Here is a 16244-nt window from a genome sequence, read left to right as displayed (position 1 = left end):
CCGCCGACCCAGTGATCCAGAACGGGGCTGGGGAGAGCCCGCGCCCTCACCCAGCCCGTTCAGCGAGCCGGCTCAGCCGATCGCCGCCCGTAGTCCATCGACCAGCGGCGTCGTCGGACGGCCGATGAGGCGGGCCAGGTCACCGGTCACCTCGGCGAGGAGGCCCGCCTTGATGTTCTGATCGAGCGCGACGACGAAGCCGGCGGTTCCTTCGTCGAGTCCGGCCTCGCGCAGAGTCGCCTCATGCTCGGCGGGGCTCAGGTCCCGGAATGTCACCTCCCGGCCCACGACGGCGGAGGTCGCCTCGGCGAGATCGGTGTGCGTCCATGCCACGTCACCAGTGAGTTCATAGATGGCGTCGTCGTGCCCGTCAGTGGTCAGCGCCGCTGCTGCCGCCTCGGCGAAGTCCTTGCGGGAGGCGCTCGCGACCCGTCCCTCACCCACTGATCCCACCAACTCGCCGGTCTCGCGAGCCCGTGCGACGGCGTCGGTGTAGTTCTCGGTGTACCAGTTGTTCCGCAGGATCGTGGTGGTCACGGGTGCGGCGGCGAGCATCTCCTCGGTGGCCTTGTGCTCGGGTGCGAGCACGAGAGCGGAGGTGTCCGCGTGCGGGGCCGAGGTGTAGACGATCCGCTGCACGCCGGCGGCGACGGCAGCGTCGACGACGTTGCGGTGCTGACGTGCTCGCTCACCTACGGCATCGCTGGAGACCAGCAGTAGCGTCTCGACCCCGGTGAACGCCGTGCTCAGCGTGGACGGGTCGTCGTAGTCGGCCGCGCGGGTCTGCACACCGGCGCCGGCGAGGTCAGCGACCGCCTCGAGCCTGCGGGAGGTGGCGACGACCTGATCGGCGGGGACGCCGCGATCGAGCAGGGCGAGGACGGTGAGACGGCCGAGGTGGCCGGATGCTCCGGTGACGGCGAGGGACATGGACTTCTCCTTGGGTTGGTGGATGTCGTGACCATCAACAGGCTCGGTACTCGTCAACTTCCCAGACGCAGGTACCCACTTTCTAGTAAGGTACTGTCATGAAGGTAAGTTCCCAGGTCATACCGGACATCCTGGATCTCAGTTCCGGAACCTACACCGAGAACTGCCCCACTCGGGTGGTGCTGGACCACGTCACCAGCAAGTGGGGTGTACTGGTGCTGGTCGCTCTGACAGGCGGCCGATTGCGCTGGGGTGAGTTGCGCCGCGCCGTCGACGGGATCAGCGAGAAGATGCTCGCCCAGACCTTGCGCACCCTCGAGCGCGACGGACTGGTCCACCGGGAGGCTCAGCCCACGATCCCGCCCCGCGTCGACTACGAGCTCACGCCGCTGGGACACGAGCTCGCTGGCCACCTCACGCCGTTGCTGCGGTGGATCGCCGGCCACGCCGAGGAGATGCTCGCTGACGGGTGAGCCTGCCGCGCCACGAGGGTGGCATGGGTGTCGAGAATCGCCGAGGTATCGACACTCACCGCACCGTCGTGAACTCGATCCCGCGAGTCATGTGCCGTCCTACAGCGATCTCAGTACCTCAGGGTCGGCACACCCCGCCGCGAACCCATCGATGCGGCGGCGTAGGTCCCGCCCGAGGGCCGAGGTGCCGATCTGCTCGGCGAGCGGAGCAAGCCAACGTGGCCGGCACCGGAAGTTGTACTTCCACACGGCCCGCGTTCCGCCGTCGATGGCCTCGAACCGCCAGCCGGCAGCGAGCATCTCGAAGAACCACGGCCCGTCCACCATCCGCATTCCCGCATTCCGCGGCGGGGCGTAGGAGACGTACTCGCTCACCATCCGCAGCCCGCTACGGTGCACGGTCAGCGTCCGTACGCCCTTGGCGGGCGCCGTGGCGCCGTCGAGGAACCCCTGACGGCGGATGAACGGGTCCCAGCGCAGTCGTACCTCTCCCGTGGTCTGGGAGACGGCGAACGCTGTCGCAGGGTCGACCTCGACGGTCACCTCCGCCTCCACCATGGGCATGGAGGCAGTCTGCCAGCCGCCGCCCCGACGTGCGCGAGGGGCAGTGGGTGCCTGCCCCCGATCCGGAAATCCCTCGTCGATCTGGCGGTTGCGTCGGGATGGCAACCGCCAGATCGACGTGGGATTTCGGGAGGGAGGAGCCACATCGACGTGGGATTTCTGGATTAGGGTCGCCGGGTGAGTGAACCGCCTCCGCTGCTGCTCCGGCGCGTGCGCCGCCCGGGCAGCGACGACCTGCTGGATGTGCTGATCGCCGACGGTCGGGTTGCCCGGATCACCCCGACCGGCACCGTGTATTCCAGCATCGCCGGCACGCACGCCGAGCCGACTGCCGCCGCACTGCCAACGGCCGAGCAGATCGACGCCGACGGTGCTGTGCTCCTGCCCGGGCTGTGGGACTCGCACGTGCACTTCCGGCAGTGGGCGCTGCGGCGTGAGCGCCTCGACCTCACCCGCGCCGAGTCCGCACACGACCTGCTGCAGATCGTGCGCGCGGCCGCTGACGATTCGAAAGCCTCGGGCCCGCTCGTCGGTTACGGTTTCCGGGATGCGACCTGGCCGCAGCCACCGACCCAGGAGTCGCTCGACCAGGCAGCAGGGGGCCGGCCCGTAGTGCTGATTGCCTGGGATCTGCACTGCGCCTGGCTGTCCACCCCGGCCGCGCGGTGGCTCGGCGTGCACCCCGATCCCGACGGCGTGGTCCGCGAGGCCGAGTGGTTCGCCACCTCCCGCAGTCTTGACTCACACACCGAGCACCTGGAGCGAACCGATGCCGGAGCACTGCGCCGCGCCGCCGACGCAGCCGCAGCACGCGGCGTCGTCGGCATCGTCGATCTGGAGATGGCCGACAACCTCGCCACCTGGCCGGGCCGGATCATGGCCGGCGTGCGCTCGCTCCGGGTCCGCGCCGGCTTCTACCCTGACCGTCTCGACGATGTCATCGACGCCGGCCTGCGCACCGGCGAGATTCTCCCCGGCACCGACGGCCTGGTCACCGTCGGACCGCTGAAGATCATCGCCGACGGCTCGCTCAACACCAGGACGGCGTACTGCCGGCACCCGTACGCCGGTCACCTGGCCGAACCGCACCTCGCCGGGGACGTCCCGGGCGAGCACGGCCACCTCGAGTACGACGTCGACGCCCTGACCGGTCTCATCTCCCGCGCCGGCCGGGCAGGTCTGGGTACTGCCGTGCACGCCATCGGCGACGCAGCCGTGACGGCAGCCCTGGACGCCTACGCGAACGCACGCTCCGCCGTCGGGGATCCCGGCCTGCCGGCTACGATCGAGCACGCCCAGCTCGTGCACCCCACGGACCTGCCCCGGTTCGCCCAGTTGGGGGTCACCGCCAGTGTGCAGCCCGAGCACGCGATGGACGATCGCGACATCGCCGAGGAGTACTGGCCTGACCAGACCGGGCGAGCATTCGCGCTGCGATCGCTGTTGGACGCCGGGGCCGGGCTGAGACTGGGTTCCGACGCGCCGGTGGCACCGCTGGACCCGTGGGCTGCGATCGCCGCCGCGGTGACCCGTAGCCGGGACGGTCGCGCCCCGTGGCACCCGGAGCAGCGGATCAGCGCCCGGGAGGCGCTGCGTGCGTCGACGGGGCGCGCGCGACTCGACCTACGGGCGGGAGATCCCGCAGACCTGGTGCTCGTGGCCGAGGATCCGCTGCGTGCCGACCCGGACGCGCTGCGCCGTCCGGACGTCCTCGCCACCCTGCTCGGCGGACGGTGGACACACCGCGCACTGTGAGTCGCCCCTCGCTACTGTCGACGGCGAGCCGAACCGCGCGAGAAAGGGCACCATGGACGAGCTGCTGCTGATCACACCGACCGAAGCGCTGGCGGTGGTGGCGGGGACGGTGGGGATGTATGTCGCGATGGTCGTCCTGGTCAAGGTGCTCGGACAGCGCATGCTCGCCACGATGTCCAGCTATGACCTTGCTGCCGTGGTCGCCTTCGGCGCGATCATCGGCCGCGCCAGTCTGGGTGAGGTGCCCCGGCTGGCAGCGGGTGTGCTCGCGCTGGCCACCCTGATCCTGCTGCAGGCGGTCGCGGGGATGATCCGGGTGACCCGCTCGGGCAATCATGCCGTCGCCGTTCCACCGGTGGTGCTGATGGCCGGGTCGACGGTGATCGAGGAGAACATGAAGCGTTGCCACGTGGTCCAGCACGAGCTCGCGTCCCGGTTGCGGCAGGCGGGCATCCGACACCGCGGTGAAGTGGCGGCGGTCATCTTCGAGCCTTCCGGTGCGATCAGCGTGCTGCGCCGGGGGGACGGGATCGAGCCCCAGCTGCTGGAGGGGGTACGAGGGGCCGATCTGGTACCGCGGGAGCTGCTGCGCTGACCAGGCCCTCTGCCACCGCGGACCGCCAACCTGTCCTAGGCTCTCCGGTATGCACCAGGGGTTCAGGCTCGTGGCCGCCGGAGCCGCGATAGCGATGGGGGCGGCGGTGGTCACCGCGTGCTCGGTGATCGGGATCGAGCAGCAGGAACCGATCACGTGCGAGGGGGAGTCGCCTCCCGCGACGGCACCTGGCGAGTCGTTCCCGTTGCTCACCATCGCGCAGGGTGAGAGCCCGTGGGCGCTGGTGACCGTCGTCTACGCCGACGGCGTGGTGGTCCAGGCCGAGAATGGTTCCAGCGTGGTGGAGCCGGTGACTGAGAGCGCCGGCGAGAGCCCAGACGACAGTGCCGATAGCCCCGGCAGCGCCGGCCCGGATGACTCGGCTGGGCCCTGGCGGACCGGCTACCTGCTCCCGTGCGCGGTCTCCGAGTTGCGGGAGGTGGCCGAGCGGGCGCTCTTCGGTGGCCCCGAGTTCGGCCGCATCGATCGCCCCGACCTGGACTGGACCTACCTGCGCTACGACAACGGGGTCTCCACCGCCTCAGCCGAGGTGCACGGCCATGGCACTGGGTTCTCCGACGGTCTGAGTTGGTCCGAGCGTCGCGCCCGCGACGTGCTGCGGGAGGTCAGCGACCTACTTCGCGTCAACATCGTCTCCACCGGCGAAGCCGTGCCTATCGCTGCCGTCCAGCTGGATGGTGAGATCCCCGACGGCGCAGCCCTCCCCTCCACGTGGCCCGGGCCACCCGCTGCCGAGGTGCTCGGGGAGGACGGGTGCGGGGTGCTGCCCGAGGACGTCGCCGAGGAGACGTTCCGGTACGGGGCCGAGCAGGGTCTGGGCGACGCGGGAGCCGCACTGAACCTGCGGGCGCTGCCCCCCGGTGTGGCCGGCTGCGAGTGATCGTCGGCGGACGACGTCCGGGCAGGTGCCGGTGCGTGAGCAGGCACACACGGGCACCGCTGCCCATTCCCGCCGCGCGGCGCCGCACCTAGCGTCGACGGTGTGAGCCGGGGAGGTCCCGGCACGAGGGAGAACACCGTTGAAGAACGTCACCACGATCCGGGTCCGTCACGCTGCTGCCGCAGCCGGAATGGGACTGCTGCTGGCTCTGACTGCCTGCAGTGAGCCCGCGAGCGAGGACGCTGCGGCCACCGGTTCCGAGGAGAGCGGTACCGAAGTAGCCGCCGAGGACGGCGAGGACACGGCTACCGAGGAGAGCGGCGGGGCCGAGGACGAAGAGGCTGAGGGCGAGGTCGCTGAGGACAGTGACGAGCAGGAGCAGCCCAGTGGCGATGTCGTGGCCCCCGCCGAGGACTTCGACCCGTGCACTGTGGTCTCCGCGGAGCAGGCCGGCGATGCTGTCGGGTTCGCCGTCGGGGAGGGGGAGTCGGACGAGCTGATGGGATCGCAGACCTGCACGTTCACCTCCAGCGAGGGCCTCGCCGCGAGCGTGCTCGTGCAGTGGATCCCTGTCGAGGATGACTTCGACGCCACGGTCGACTCGGCGACGAGCGCCTACGACGACATCAGCGAACCGGAAGACGTAGTGGTGGCGGGAACCGAGCGGGCAGTTGCCCTGACCGGGGAGACCATGAGCATGCCGGCGGCGGTGGTGCTCTCGCAGGTCGACGGAGGCTTCTTCCAGGTGCTGGTGATCGGTGAGGATGGCCAGACCGAGCAGGCCGTGGCCCTCACCGAACTCACCGTGAGCCAGGTCTGAGGAACCGTGACGGCACCGGTGGGGGAGGCGCTCGCGTCAGCGGACGCCAGCACCTCCCCCACGGCGCTCATGACCGCTTGACCAGCTCGTAGGCATCGAGTGCAGCTCGCCGGCTCTCGGCCAGATCCACGATGGGCTCGGGATAGTCCCCCGTCTGTGCTTCCGGCACCCAACGCCGCACGTAGGCCCCGCCCGGGTCGAACTTCTGCGCTTGGGTGAGTGGGTTGAAGATGCGGAAGTACGGGGCGGCGTCCGCCCCGGATCCTGCGACCCACTGCCAGTTGCCCGGATTGTTCGCCTCGTCGGCGTCGACGAGCGTGTCCCAGAACCACTGTTCCCCGATGCGCCAATCCACCAGCAGGTTCTTCACCAGGAACGAGGCGGTGACCATCCGCACGCGATTGTGCATGGAGCCGGTGTGCCACAGCTCTCGCATTCCCGCGTCGACCAGCGGGATCCCGGTGTGGCCATAGCGCCACCGGTTCAGTTCCTCCTCGGGTGCCTCGCCCCAGGGGAAGGCGTCGAACTGGCGCCGGACGTTCACCTGGGCCAGGTCCTCGGCGTGGAAGGCGACGTGATGGTGGAACTCGCGCCAGCCCACCTCACTGAGGAACTTTCCCTGGTTCTGCCGTGCGCCGTCGGGAAGATCCTGGTGCAGGCGATGCCAGATCTGGAACGGGCTGATCTCCCCGAACGCCAGCGAGGGGGACAGGCGGGAGGTGACCTCAGCGGCCGGTTCATCGCGCCGGTGGTACTCGGCCAGCGCGCCGGTGGCGAACTCCTCCAGCCGGCGCGCGGCGTCCACCTCGCCCGGCTCCCAGGTCTCGCGGAGCCCTCCCGCCCAGTCCGGCCGCGTCGGCAGGAGGCCCCAGTCCTGGAGGTCATCGGTGGCGGGCCCGGTGGACGGTGCGGGAATCTCCGCTGGTTCCGGCAGCGGACCCCGCGGCTCCGGCCCCGCGAGGAACGCCCTCCAGAACGGGGTGAACACCTGGTAGGGCTTTCCCTCGCCGGTACGGATCGTCCACGGCTCACTGAGCAGATTCGCGGCGAAGCTCTCGACCTCCACGCCCCCGGCGCGCAGCCCGTCCTTCAACACGGCGTCGGCGTGGCGCCCGTGGCCGTACCGCCGGTTCCAGAACACCCGGGTGGCTCCGGCCTCGCCGACGACGTCTCGCACCTGCTCGGGTCCGTTCCCCCGCCGTAGCACCAGCGTTCCGCCACGGTCCGCCAGGCGGTCCGCGAGCTGGGCCAGGCTGTGGTGCAACCACCAGCGGGAGGCTCCGCCCAGCGGCCGGACGCCCGGCGTATGCTCCTCCAGCACATAGACCGCGATCACGGGTGCTCCGCGCTCGGCAGCGGCGAGCAGCGCCGGGTTGTCCGCGAGTCGGAGGTCGCGGCGCAACCAGACCACGGTGGGGGAATCCATGCGGAACCTTCCGCTCGGGGCGCGCCGACCTGCGGGTGGCGCGGATACGGAATCACCCTAAGCACACATGCGTTGTGGCGAGCATGAGACTTCACGGAGAGTACGAGCCCAGCACCACCGCGTGGGTGCGCGAGCAGGTCGAGGCCTACGAGGCCAGCGGAGGGCAGGAGGCGAATACCCTGAGGGGGCGCCCGGAGTGGCCGATCGTGGTGGTCACCTCGCGTGGGGCCCGATCCGGGAAACTCCGCAAGAACCCGGTGATGCGTGTGGAGTCCGGCGGTGTCTATGCCGCGGTCGCCTCCAAGGGCGGTGCTCCCGAGCACCCGGTCTGGTACTACAACTTCCTCGCCGACCCGGTGGTCGAGGTGCAGGACGGAGCTGAGCCGCGGCTGTACCGCGCACGGCTCGCAGAAGGTGCTGAGCGCGAGGAGTGGTGGCAGCGGTCGGTGGCCCTGTACGCCCCCTATGCGGAGTACCAGGAGAAGACGGACCGGCTGATCCCGGTGTTCCTGCTGGAGCCGATCGACGAGTAGGAGCGCTGAGGCGGGTGTGACACGGGTACGTCGGTCTGCAACAGCGGAGTGCCGCAGACCGGCGTACCCGTGTCGGCCCGGTCAGCGAGCGGCGGTGCGCATCACCAGGGCGAGGGAGATCGCTCCGGGATCCGGGTGCCCGATGCTCCGCTCGGCCAGTGGCCGGGCGCGCCCGATGCGCGGGGTGAGGTCCGCCGTCGCATCCGCCTCCGTGGTGGCGACCTGGGCGGCGGCAGCCCACGCCTGCGCCAGCTCGCCCTCGTCCTGCTCGAGCGCCTCGGTGAAGGGGATCAGTGCATCCAACAGCGTCTTGTCCCCTCGTTCGGCCTTGCCGTAGGAGAGGATGTGCTCCAGCGCCGCGCGTACCGCTGCGCGCACCTGGGCCCCGGTGACGGCGGAGTCGTCCGTCAGCTCACCCGCTGCGGCCCGTAGCCCCGCACCCCACAGGGCACCGGAGGTGCCGCCGGCGCGATCACCCCAGGCGTCCCCGGCGGCCGCCAGGGCGGACGCGGCCCCGGCCCTAGCCTCGACGGCTTCGGTGAGAGCCTTCAGAGCAGCGTCGGCACCGCTGGTCATGCCGCGTCCATGGTCGCCGTCGCCGGCAATCGAGTCCAGCTTGCCGAGTTCGGTCTCGTGCTCGTGCAGGGCCGCTGCCACACGCTGGCCGATCGCCAGTAGTGCCCGCGCGCTCGCCTGGGACTCGGTAGTGGACTCCGGGTAGGTGACGGTAGTGGCGTCCTCGATCGCGGCAGGGTCGCGGCGGGTGGTGGTGATGGCGCTGCCACGTCGGAACGCGGGCGTCTGGGCGGGAGCCACCCAGAGCTTCTCCAACTCCTCGTCCAGCCAGAACAGGGTGAGGGAGACCCCGGCCATGTCCAGGCTGGTGATGAGCTCACCGACCTCGGGTGCCACGATCTGGACGCCCGCGTCCTCCAGGAGCGGGGCGATGTCGTTCCACAGCACGAACATCTCTTCGTACTTGGTCCCCCCGAGGCCGTTCACCAAGACGGCAGCCCGGCGTGCGCCGTCGGGACGTTCGGTCAGGACCTTCTCCACGAGCATGCGGGCCAGGTCCGCTGCAGGCAGCACGTCCTCCTCGGCGATGCCCGGCTCGCCGTGGACACCCATGCCGACGCCCATCCGCCCCTTCGGCACCGTGAACAACGGGTCCGGATCGCCCGGAAGAGTGCAGCCGGCGAAGGCGACCGCGAACGAGTAGGTGGCATCGTTCGCGCGCTGGGCCACCTCCACCACACCGTCCAGGTCGTAGCCGGCTTCCGCAGCGGCTCCGGCGATCTTGAAGACCACGAGGTCACCGGTGGTGCCGCGGCGCTTGTGCCGCTCCTCGGCGCTCGCGGAGGTGATGTCGTCGGCCACCACCACGGTGCGGGTGGGGATACCCTCGGCGTTCAGGCGCTCCTGGGCGAGGTCGAAGTTCAGCACATCCCCGGCGTAGTTGCCGTAGGAGAGGAACACCCCGCCTCCGCGCTGGGCGGCCTTGGCCACAGCGTGCACCTGCTGAGCGGACGGGGAGGCGAAGACGTTGCCCACGACGGCGCCGTCGGCCATACCAGGACCCACCCAGCCGGCGAAGGCCGGGTAGTGGCCGCTGCCGCCGCCGATGACGACGGCGACCTTGCCCTCCGGTGTGTCGGTCGCGCGCACGCACCCACCGGTGACGGGTTGCACGGTGTCGGCGTGCAACCGGCAGAAGCCGGAGAGCATCTCCTGGGCGAACTGGGTGGGATCGTTGAACACCGTTGTCATCGCAGACTCCTCGAGGTCGCGCCAGCTTCGATCGGGCGACGTCTGGGGTCGGGCGACGGCGCCACGTTCAGTCGTTCGTGTGAACGCTCTCAATCCTGCCGTGTTCGGGCGCCCGTCCGCCAGGCGGTACTCATGCTGAGACAGTGGGGGCACGAGCGCCTGCTCGGTCACTAGAAGAGGAAATACAGACCGTACGTGGCGAGGGCGATCACCGAAGAGGCGAGCGAGGCAAGTCCGAGCGCGAGCCCGGCCGCGGCTGCCATCCGCGGCGAGCCGGTGCGACGCACCCCGATCGCGCCGCTCACCGTGGCGACCAGCGCCAGTACCGTGACTACCACATTGGTCGGACCGTAGAGGAGCTGGTACAGCGTCGAACTGGCGAGATCGAAGGAGTCCGCGAGCGAGGGGATGAGGTTGCTCAGGCCCTGCTGCACCAAGCCGAGCACCACCACCGCGATCCCAGCCGCCAGCGCGACCTTCCCTGGCGGGTTGCCCTGTCGTGGCACCTGTTCATAGCCGTAGGCGCCTGGCTGACCGGCTCGGTACGGGCCGTCGGGGTGATGGCCCGCGCCGTCGGTGGGCTCGGAGGGGTGCGGTGAGGCTGGCGTCGACATGGCCGTAGTCTGCTCCCTGCTGGTGTGCCTGGTCGAGGGTCGTGCCTGGGCAGAGGTACCCGTCAGGCTTGCGGCACCCGTCGCGTCGGTGCGCGGCGGGCCGGGTGCGTCACCGGCAGCACACCCGTGGGGGCGGGGATCGCGAGGCGGACAGGCTCCTCTCCGGACAGTTCGACCGGTTCCCCGTGGTGAGAGGTGCGCAGCGACTCACCCTCGACCAGCCGGTAGGTCGCGGTGTCGGTGCCGTCCTCGCGGCGAACGTCCACCTCGACCACCGCACCGTTCCACCGGATGCGGAAACGCAGGCGGGTCAGCTCGTTCGGCAGCCGGGGCGCGAAGGTCACATGCCCGCCGTGGTCGCGCATACCGCCGAACCCGGAGACGGCGACCTGCCACGATCCGCCCATCGAGGCGATGTGCAGACCGTCGTCGACGTTGCCGTGCAGATCGCCTAGGTCCACCAGTGCCACCTCGGCCCAGTAGTCGTAAGCGAGTTCCAGGTGGCCCGTCTCGGCTGCCAGCACTGCCTGTGTGGCTGCGGACAGCGAGGAGTCGCGGACAGTCCGGGCCTCGTAGTAGGCGAAGTTCCGTGCCTTCTGCTCCGGAGTGAACAGGTCCCCTCGCAGTTGCATCGCCAGCACGAGGTCGGCCTGCTTGATCACCTGCTTGCGGTAGATCTGGAAGTAGGGGAAGTTCAGCAGCAGCGGGTAGAACTCATCCGATGTGCCCTCGAAGTCCCACTCGTCCCGCCGGGTGAATCCCTCCGACTGGGCGTGAACCTGCAGTTCGTCGTCGTAGGGGATCGCCATGGCAGCAGCCGCGCGTCGCCACCCGGCCACTTCCTCCTCGGTCACCCCGAGTCCGGCGGCGCTCTCCGGGTTGCGCTCGCACGCGGCGGCGGCAGCGGTGAAGTTCGCCTGTGCCGTGACGTTCGTGTACAGGTTGTCGTCCACGATCGCCGTGTACTCGTCCGGCCCGGTGACCCCATCGATGTGGAATGACCCGTCGGTGTTGAAGTGCCCCAAGGACATCCACAGCCGGGCAGTCTCGGTGAGCAGCTCAGTCCCGGGCCCGCGGTCGAACTCGCAGTCACCCGTCGCGGCCACGTACCGGGCCGTCGCGTCGGCCACCGCAGAGTTGACGTGGAAGGCCGCCGTTCCTGCCGGCCAGTAGCCCGAGCACTCCTTCCCGGTGATCGTGCGCCACGGGAATGCCGCTCCGTGTAGCCCCAGTTCGGTCGCCCGCTCGCGTGCTTGTGGCAGGGTGTCGCGCCGCCACGTGAGGTGGTCGCGGGCCGCCTGTGGCTTGGTGTAGGTCAGCATGGGGAGTGCGAAGAGGTCGGCGTCCCAGAAGGTGTGCCCGTCGTATCCGATGCCGCTGAGCCCCTTGGCGCCCAGACCCTGACCCTCCGCACGGGCCGAGCACTGCAGCACGTGGAACATCGAGATCCGTACCGCCTGCTGCAGCCCGGGATCGCCGTCGATCTCGACGTCGGCGTGTTCCCAGAAGTCGTCGAGGTACGCGCGCTGCTTCGCGGCAAGCTCGTCCCAGCCGATGAGCTTGCCGACGGCCAGCGCTGCCTCGACCTGGTCGCGCAGGGCGGGACCGGACCGGCGGTGCGACCACCCGTAGGCCAGATACTTGACCATCCGCAGCTTCGACCCCTTGGGCAGCTGCGCCGTCACGGTGTAGCGGGCGAGGTCCTTGTCCGCCTCGATCGTGGTCTGTGCGCCCTGGGGAACCTCCAGCACGTGGTCCATGCCGACTGCCATCCGCAACCTGCTGCGCCGGGTCCGGTGCACCAGCACCGCCTGCTGGTCACGTGCCGCGGATGCCTCCGACTTCAGTGGACGTTCGAGCACGGCGGCATCCCGCGGGTCCGAGGAGGGTGCCGCGTTCTGCTCGTTGGCGAGCAGGTCGGAGTAGAGCGCGACATAGACGTTGTCGTCGAGGGCCTCGACCTCATAGTGGATCGCAGCCAGTGACCGGTGCACGAAGGAGACCAGCCGGCGGGAGGTGACCCGCACCGACTGTCCGTTCGGCGACGTCCACTCGGTTTCCCGGTCGAGGGTGCCGGTGCGCAGATCCAGGGCGCGTTCGTGGGAATGGGTGGTCCCGTACCGCAGGTCGAAGGGGGAATCGCCGACGAACAGCCGGATGAGTTTGCCGTCGGTGACGTTCACGACCGTCTCACCGGACTCGGGGAACCCGTAGCCGGACTCGGCGTGCGGCAGGGGACGCTCTTCGTAGAAGCCGTTGATGTACGTCCCGGGCACAGCCCGCGGTTCACCCTCCTCCAGGGTTCCGCGCATGCCGAAGTGCCCGTTCGAGAGGGTGAAGAGCGTTTCGCTCGCCGCGATCTCGTCCGGCATCAAGCCCGAGCGCGCGAGCTTCCAGGGGTGGATGGCGTAGCCGTGCCGGGAGGTGGCGTAGGTGGTCGAGTCGCCGCTCTCACCGGTGGCGTGCTGGCCGTGTCCGTTGGTCATCAGGACTCCTCGGTGGTCGGGGCGGTGGTGGGTTCCTGCTCCAGCGACGAGCGGTCCGCGAGCAGCTCGCCGAGGTCAGCGACGACGACGTCGGCTCCGGCCTCGGCCAGCGCGTCGGCATGCCCCAGCCGGTCCACTCCGATGACGTAGCCGAAGTCGCCGGCGCGCCCGGCCTGCACCCCTGCGATCGCATCCTCGATCACGACCGCCTCGCGAGGAGCCACGCCGAGTGCCTCGGCGCCGGCGAGGAAGGTGTCCGGTGCCGGTTTGCCGGGCAGGGAGCGTTCCGCGGCGATGACGCCGTCGATGCGCGCGTCGAACATATCGATCAGCCCGGCGGCCGTGAGCACGGCTACCGCGTTCGCGGACGCGGTCACCACTGCCGCGGGAATCCCAGCCGCGCGTACCGCTTCCAGGTAGGCGACTGAACCTGGGAACGTCTCCACGCCGCGCTCGTTGAGGATGCGGCGTACGTCGGCGTCCTTGCGATTGCCGATCCCACAGACCGTCTCGGCCTCCGGCGGGTCGTCGGGCGTTCCCTCCGCGGGGTGGATGCCACGCGAGGCGAGGAAGGTACGCACGCCGTCGTACCGCCGTCGGCCATCGACATGCGCGGCGTAGTCCGCCTCGGTGAACACCGGCAGGCCACGCTCGGCGAGCAGGGCGTCGAATGTCTCCTTCCAGGCAGCGAAGTGCAGTGTCGCGGTGCGGGTCAGTACGCCGTCCAGGTCGAACAGGCAGGCGCGCACGTGAGCGGGCAGACCGAGATCGGCGAGAGTCTGGGGGGAGGCCATGACGAGCACGTTAGTGCCGATGGGTGGGGGCATGTCGAGCGCGGCGGGTCGAGTTTCGTTGATCGTTGCTCTCCCGCAACATCGCGGCCACGCCAGCGGGCGTCCACCGGGGCATCTGTGCCGCTCGCCCACCCCGCCCAGGGGCCGAATGTTCGGCCCCCGAGCCGCTCAGGGGCCGAACTTTCGACCCCTGGAACGGGGAGACCCCGAGTCTTGGGCCCCTTCGCAAGGTTCCGACGGCGGAGGGGCGCCTATGCATGCCAAGCAACCCTCCGCCGTCCACGGGTCAGGACATGCCGGTCACCTTGGCAAGCGCCTCCTCCTGGGCCTTGATGCGCCGATCCTGCTGGATGCCGCGGGCGAGGGCGAACAGCATCGCGAACACCAGGATGAAGATCGGCAGGCCCACCACGGTGATCACCTGCTGTAGAGCGAACAGCCCCGCATCGCCGGCCAGCACGATCAGCGAGGCCGCGAGCACACCCTCGGCGATACCCCAGAACATCCGCTGCCCGACCGGGCCGGAGCCGGCGTCACCTGTGCAGAGCATGTCCACCACCAGGGAGGCGGAGTCGGAGGAGGTCGCGAAGAAGATCGCCACGATGAGCACTGCCAAACCTTGGATGAGTGTGATCACTCCGTCGGGTACGGCGAACTGATCGAAGAAGGTGAACATCGCCAATGGCACGTTGTTCTCGGTGACGACCTTCTGGGTGATCTCACCGCCGCTGCCACCGATGCCGTCGAACTCGAGTGCGGACCAGCCGAAGATCGAGAACCAGATGATCGTGAAGAGTGTCGGAGCCACGAGCACGCCGATGATGTACTCGCGGATGGTGCGTCCCTTGGAGATGCGGGCGAGGAAGATGCCCATGAACGGCGACCAGGTCACGGTCCAGGCCCAGTAGAACACCGTCCAGCCGGCCTGCCAGCCCCAGCCTTCGGGGTCGGTGTAGGGCGCCATCGCGTCGTTCCAGAACGACAGCGGGATCAGTTGCTGCCCGTAGATACCGATGGTCTCGATGATCTGCCGGGCGAGGAAGACTGTGGACCCGAAGATGAACACGAACACCATCAGGCCCACGGCCATGCCGATGTTGATGTTGGAGAGGGTCTTCACGCCCTTGTCCAGGCCGCGCACGATCGAGGTCACGGCCACCGCCGTCAATGTGACGATGATCAGCACCTTCACCCAGACCGCATCCGGCAGCGCGGTCAACTCGGACAGGCCGGCGTTGATCTGGGAGGTGCCCAGGCCGATCGAGACCGCCACACCGAACAAGGTGCCGAGGATGGCGAAGATGTCGATGGTCTTGCCGATCGGGCCGTAGATCTTCTTCTTCAGGAAGGGATAGAACACCGAGCTGACGCGCATGGGCAGCTTGTACCGGTAGACGAAGAAGCCGAACGCCAGCCCGGGCAGGGTGAAGATCGTCCAGGTGTGCAGCCCGAAGTGGTAGAGCGCGAAGGCCATGGCATCCTCGGCGGCCTGCACCGAGTGCGGCTCGACCCCCGCCCGCGGCGGTTGTGCGGCGTGGTAGATGGGCTCGGCCACTCCCCAGAACATCAGGATCGTGCCGATGCCACCGGCGAAGAGCATCGTGAACCACGAGACATTGCTGTACTCGGGCCGGGCATCGTCCGAGCCGAGCCGGATCTTCCCGTACTTGCTGAGCGCCAGGATCACCAGGAACAGCAACCACAGGCTCACCCCCATGATGAAGAACCAGCCGAGGTTGGTCACGATCCAGGAGCGGGCCGCGGTGAAGGCGTCGGCGGTCTGCGACGGCAGGAGCAGCAGCACGATCAGGAAGAAGACCATGCAGGCCGCTGAGACGAAGAAGATCGTCGGGTCCGTCTTCAGCCGCAGGGCAGTGGCCCAGCGTTCCAGTGTTCCGGTCGGTGTGGAGGATCCTTCGGACATGGTGCGCCTTTCGGTCGGCCGACAGCAGCGACGGCCAGGCAGGCGCGAACGTTCTGCCCGCCCTACCGAGCCGATCGATCCGCACCACTGTGGTGCAGATCACGGCCGGCGGCAACCGGAATGGGGCACCAGATGCCACAGGAGTTCTTCACGATCGTGTTCACATTTCTGGAATGCTTGGGAATCACAGCCAAGATCTGATCCAGGCGGAACAGCCGCTCCTCGCCCTGGAGTGGCCGGTGACGGGCGCGCCGGGGTGATGTGACCCTCGCAAGGAGCGGGCGAGTCGATGGAGATGGCGACGCGGTGGTGTGGGTCATCGCGCACATGGAGTCGATGGCCGCCGTCAGACGGCCCGAGTGCCCTCGTTACCGAATGGGTGCCCTTCTACCTGGGTGCTCATGGGACCCTCCTCGCGCGCACCGGACCCCACCGCACTATCGTCACCACCACAGGCGTGAGGAGGTCGCGATGTCAGCACCAGCCGATCCATCCGAGTACGACGAGGTGCAGCTGCTGGAGGAGGATGAGAACCTGCCGCCGCGGCCCGAGGAGGAGGCGGCCGACCTCTTGCGATCCGAGCCTGCGGATCGGACGCCGGACCAGCACTGACCAACCTCACGACTGCAGATCCGCACGCTCGATGTTCAGTTGTGTGCAGA

The 16244-nt window shown here is 69.2% G+C and carries 15 protein-coding genes; 7 read left to right on the top strand and 8 right to left on the bottom strand.

What is annotated here, in order from left to right:
* Positions 1–72: 72 nt before the first annotated feature.
* Positions 73–930, bottom strand: a complete 858-nt coding sequence (locus tag FV560_RS08420) for an SDR family oxidoreductase (RefSeq protein ID WP_159621070.1) — start codon at positions 928–930, stop codon at positions 73–75.
* 98 nt (positions 931–1028) lie between these two features.
* On the opposite strand from FV560_RS08420, the gene FV560_RS08415 reads away from it, so the two are divergent.
* Positions 1029–1403: a winged helix-turn-helix transcriptional regulator gene (locus FV560_RS08415; RefSeq protein ID WP_159621069.1), complete on the top strand. Its 375-nt coding sequence runs from the start codon at positions 1029–1031 to the stop codon at positions 1401–1403.
* A 99-nt stretch (positions 1404–1502) separates the two neighbouring features.
* On the opposite strand, the gene FV560_RS08410 is transcribed toward FV560_RS08415, so the two are convergent.
* Positions 1503–1967 (bottom strand): SRPBCC family protein, encoded by a 465-nt coding sequence (locus tag FV560_RS08410; RefSeq protein ID WP_159621068.1) that lies wholly within the window; start codon positions 1965–1967, stop codon positions 1503–1505.
* Between the two features lie 177 nt (positions 1968–2144).
* Here FV560_RS08410 and FV560_RS08405 point away from each other — a divergent pair, with 177 nt between their 5' ends.
* The 4 genes from FV560_RS08405 to FV560_RS08390 all read left to right on the top strand — a co-directional run bounded on the left by FV560_RS08405 (position 2145) and on the right by FV560_RS08390 (position 6038).
* Positions 2145–3722 (top strand): amidohydrolase, encoded by a 1578-nt coding sequence (locus FV560_RS08405; protein ID WP_159621067.1) that lies wholly within the window; start codon positions 2145–2147, stop codon positions 3720–3722.
* Positions 3723–3774: 52 nt separating this feature from the next.
* Positions 3775–4317, top strand: coding sequence for a DUF421 domain-containing protein (locus FV560_RS08400; RefSeq protein WP_159621066.1), 543 nt, complete (start codon positions 3775–3777; stop codon positions 4315–4317).
* Positions 4318–4366: 49 nt separating this feature from the next.
* A complete protein-coding gene (locus FV560_RS08395) occupies positions 4367–5218 on the top strand; it encodes a hypothetical protein (RefSeq protein WP_159621065.1) in 852 nt (283 codons plus the stop codon).
* A gap of 139 nt (positions 5219–5357) precedes the next feature.
* Positions 5358–6038 carry a hypothetical protein gene (locus tag FV560_RS08390; protein ID WP_159621064.1) on the top strand — a complete coding sequence of 227 codons (681 nt, stop codon included), beginning with the start codon at positions 5358–5360 and terminating at the stop codon, positions 6036–6038.
* A 67-nt stretch (positions 6039–6105) separates the two neighbouring features.
* Here FV560_RS08390 and FV560_RS08385 read toward each other — a convergent pair whose 3' ends face one another.
* Positions 6106–7464 carry a cryptochrome/photolyase family protein gene (locus tag FV560_RS08385; RefSeq protein WP_159621063.1) on the bottom strand — a complete coding sequence of 453 codons (1359 nt, stop codon included), beginning with the start codon at positions 7462–7464 and terminating at the stop codon, positions 6106–6108.
* Between the two features lie 83 nt (positions 7465–7547).
* Between FV560_RS08385 and FV560_RS08380 the strand changes: the two genes are divergently transcribed.
* Complete coding sequence (locus FV560_RS08380) at positions 7548–7997, top strand: nitroreductase family deazaflavin-dependent oxidoreductase (RefSeq protein WP_159621062.1); 450 nt, start codon at positions 7548–7550, stop codon at positions 7995–7997.
* Between the two features lie 81 nt (positions 7998–8078).
* Here the strand turns inward: FV560_RS08380 and FV560_RS08375 are convergent, their stop codons facing one another.
* From FV560_RS08375 to FV560_RS08355, 5 genes are all read right to left on the bottom strand, one after another.
* Positions 8079–9764, bottom strand: coding sequence for a dihydroxyacetone kinase family protein (locus FV560_RS08375; protein WP_159621061.1), 1686 nt, complete (start codon positions 9762–9764; stop codon positions 8079–8081).
* 170 nt (positions 9765–9934) lie between these two features.
* Complete coding sequence (locus FV560_RS08370) at positions 9935–10378, bottom strand: hypothetical protein (protein ID WP_159621060.1); 444 nt, start codon at positions 10376–10378, stop codon at positions 9935–9937.
* 62 nt (positions 10379–10440) lie between these two features.
* A complete protein-coding gene (locus FV560_RS08365) occupies positions 10441–12864 on the bottom strand; it encodes a glycoside hydrolase family 65 protein (protein WP_159621059.1) in 2424 nt (807 codons plus the stop codon).
* Complete coding sequence (locus FV560_RS08360) at positions 12864–13658, bottom strand: HAD family hydrolase (protein ID WP_159621058.1); 795 nt, start codon at positions 13656–13658, stop codon at positions 12864–12866. The genes FV560_RS08365 and FV560_RS08360 overlap by 1 nt, the downstream gene beginning before the upstream one ends.
* Positions 13659–13944: 286 nt before the next feature.
* A complete protein-coding gene (locus FV560_RS08355) occupies positions 13945–15582 on the bottom strand; it encodes a BCCT family transporter (protein ID WP_159621057.1) in 1638 nt (545 codons plus the stop codon).
* Positions 15583–16053: 471 nt separating this feature from the next.
* Here FV560_RS08355 and FV560_RS20095 point away from each other — a divergent pair, with 471 nt between their 5' ends.
* Entirely contained in the window at positions 16054–16194 is a 141-nt protein-coding gene (locus FV560_RS20095; RefSeq protein ID WP_200837581.1) for a hypothetical protein, read from the top strand.
* Positions 16195–16244 lie beyond the last annotated feature (50 nt).

It is taken from the genome of Ruania rhizosphaerae (assembly GCF_009805705.1).
In the GTDB taxonomy this organism is placed as follows: domain Bacteria; phylum Actinomycetota; class Actinomycetes; order Actinomycetales; family Beutenbergiaceae; genus Ruania; species Ruania rhizosphaerae.
This window is presented reverse-complemented; position numbering and strand designations above follow the sequence as displayed.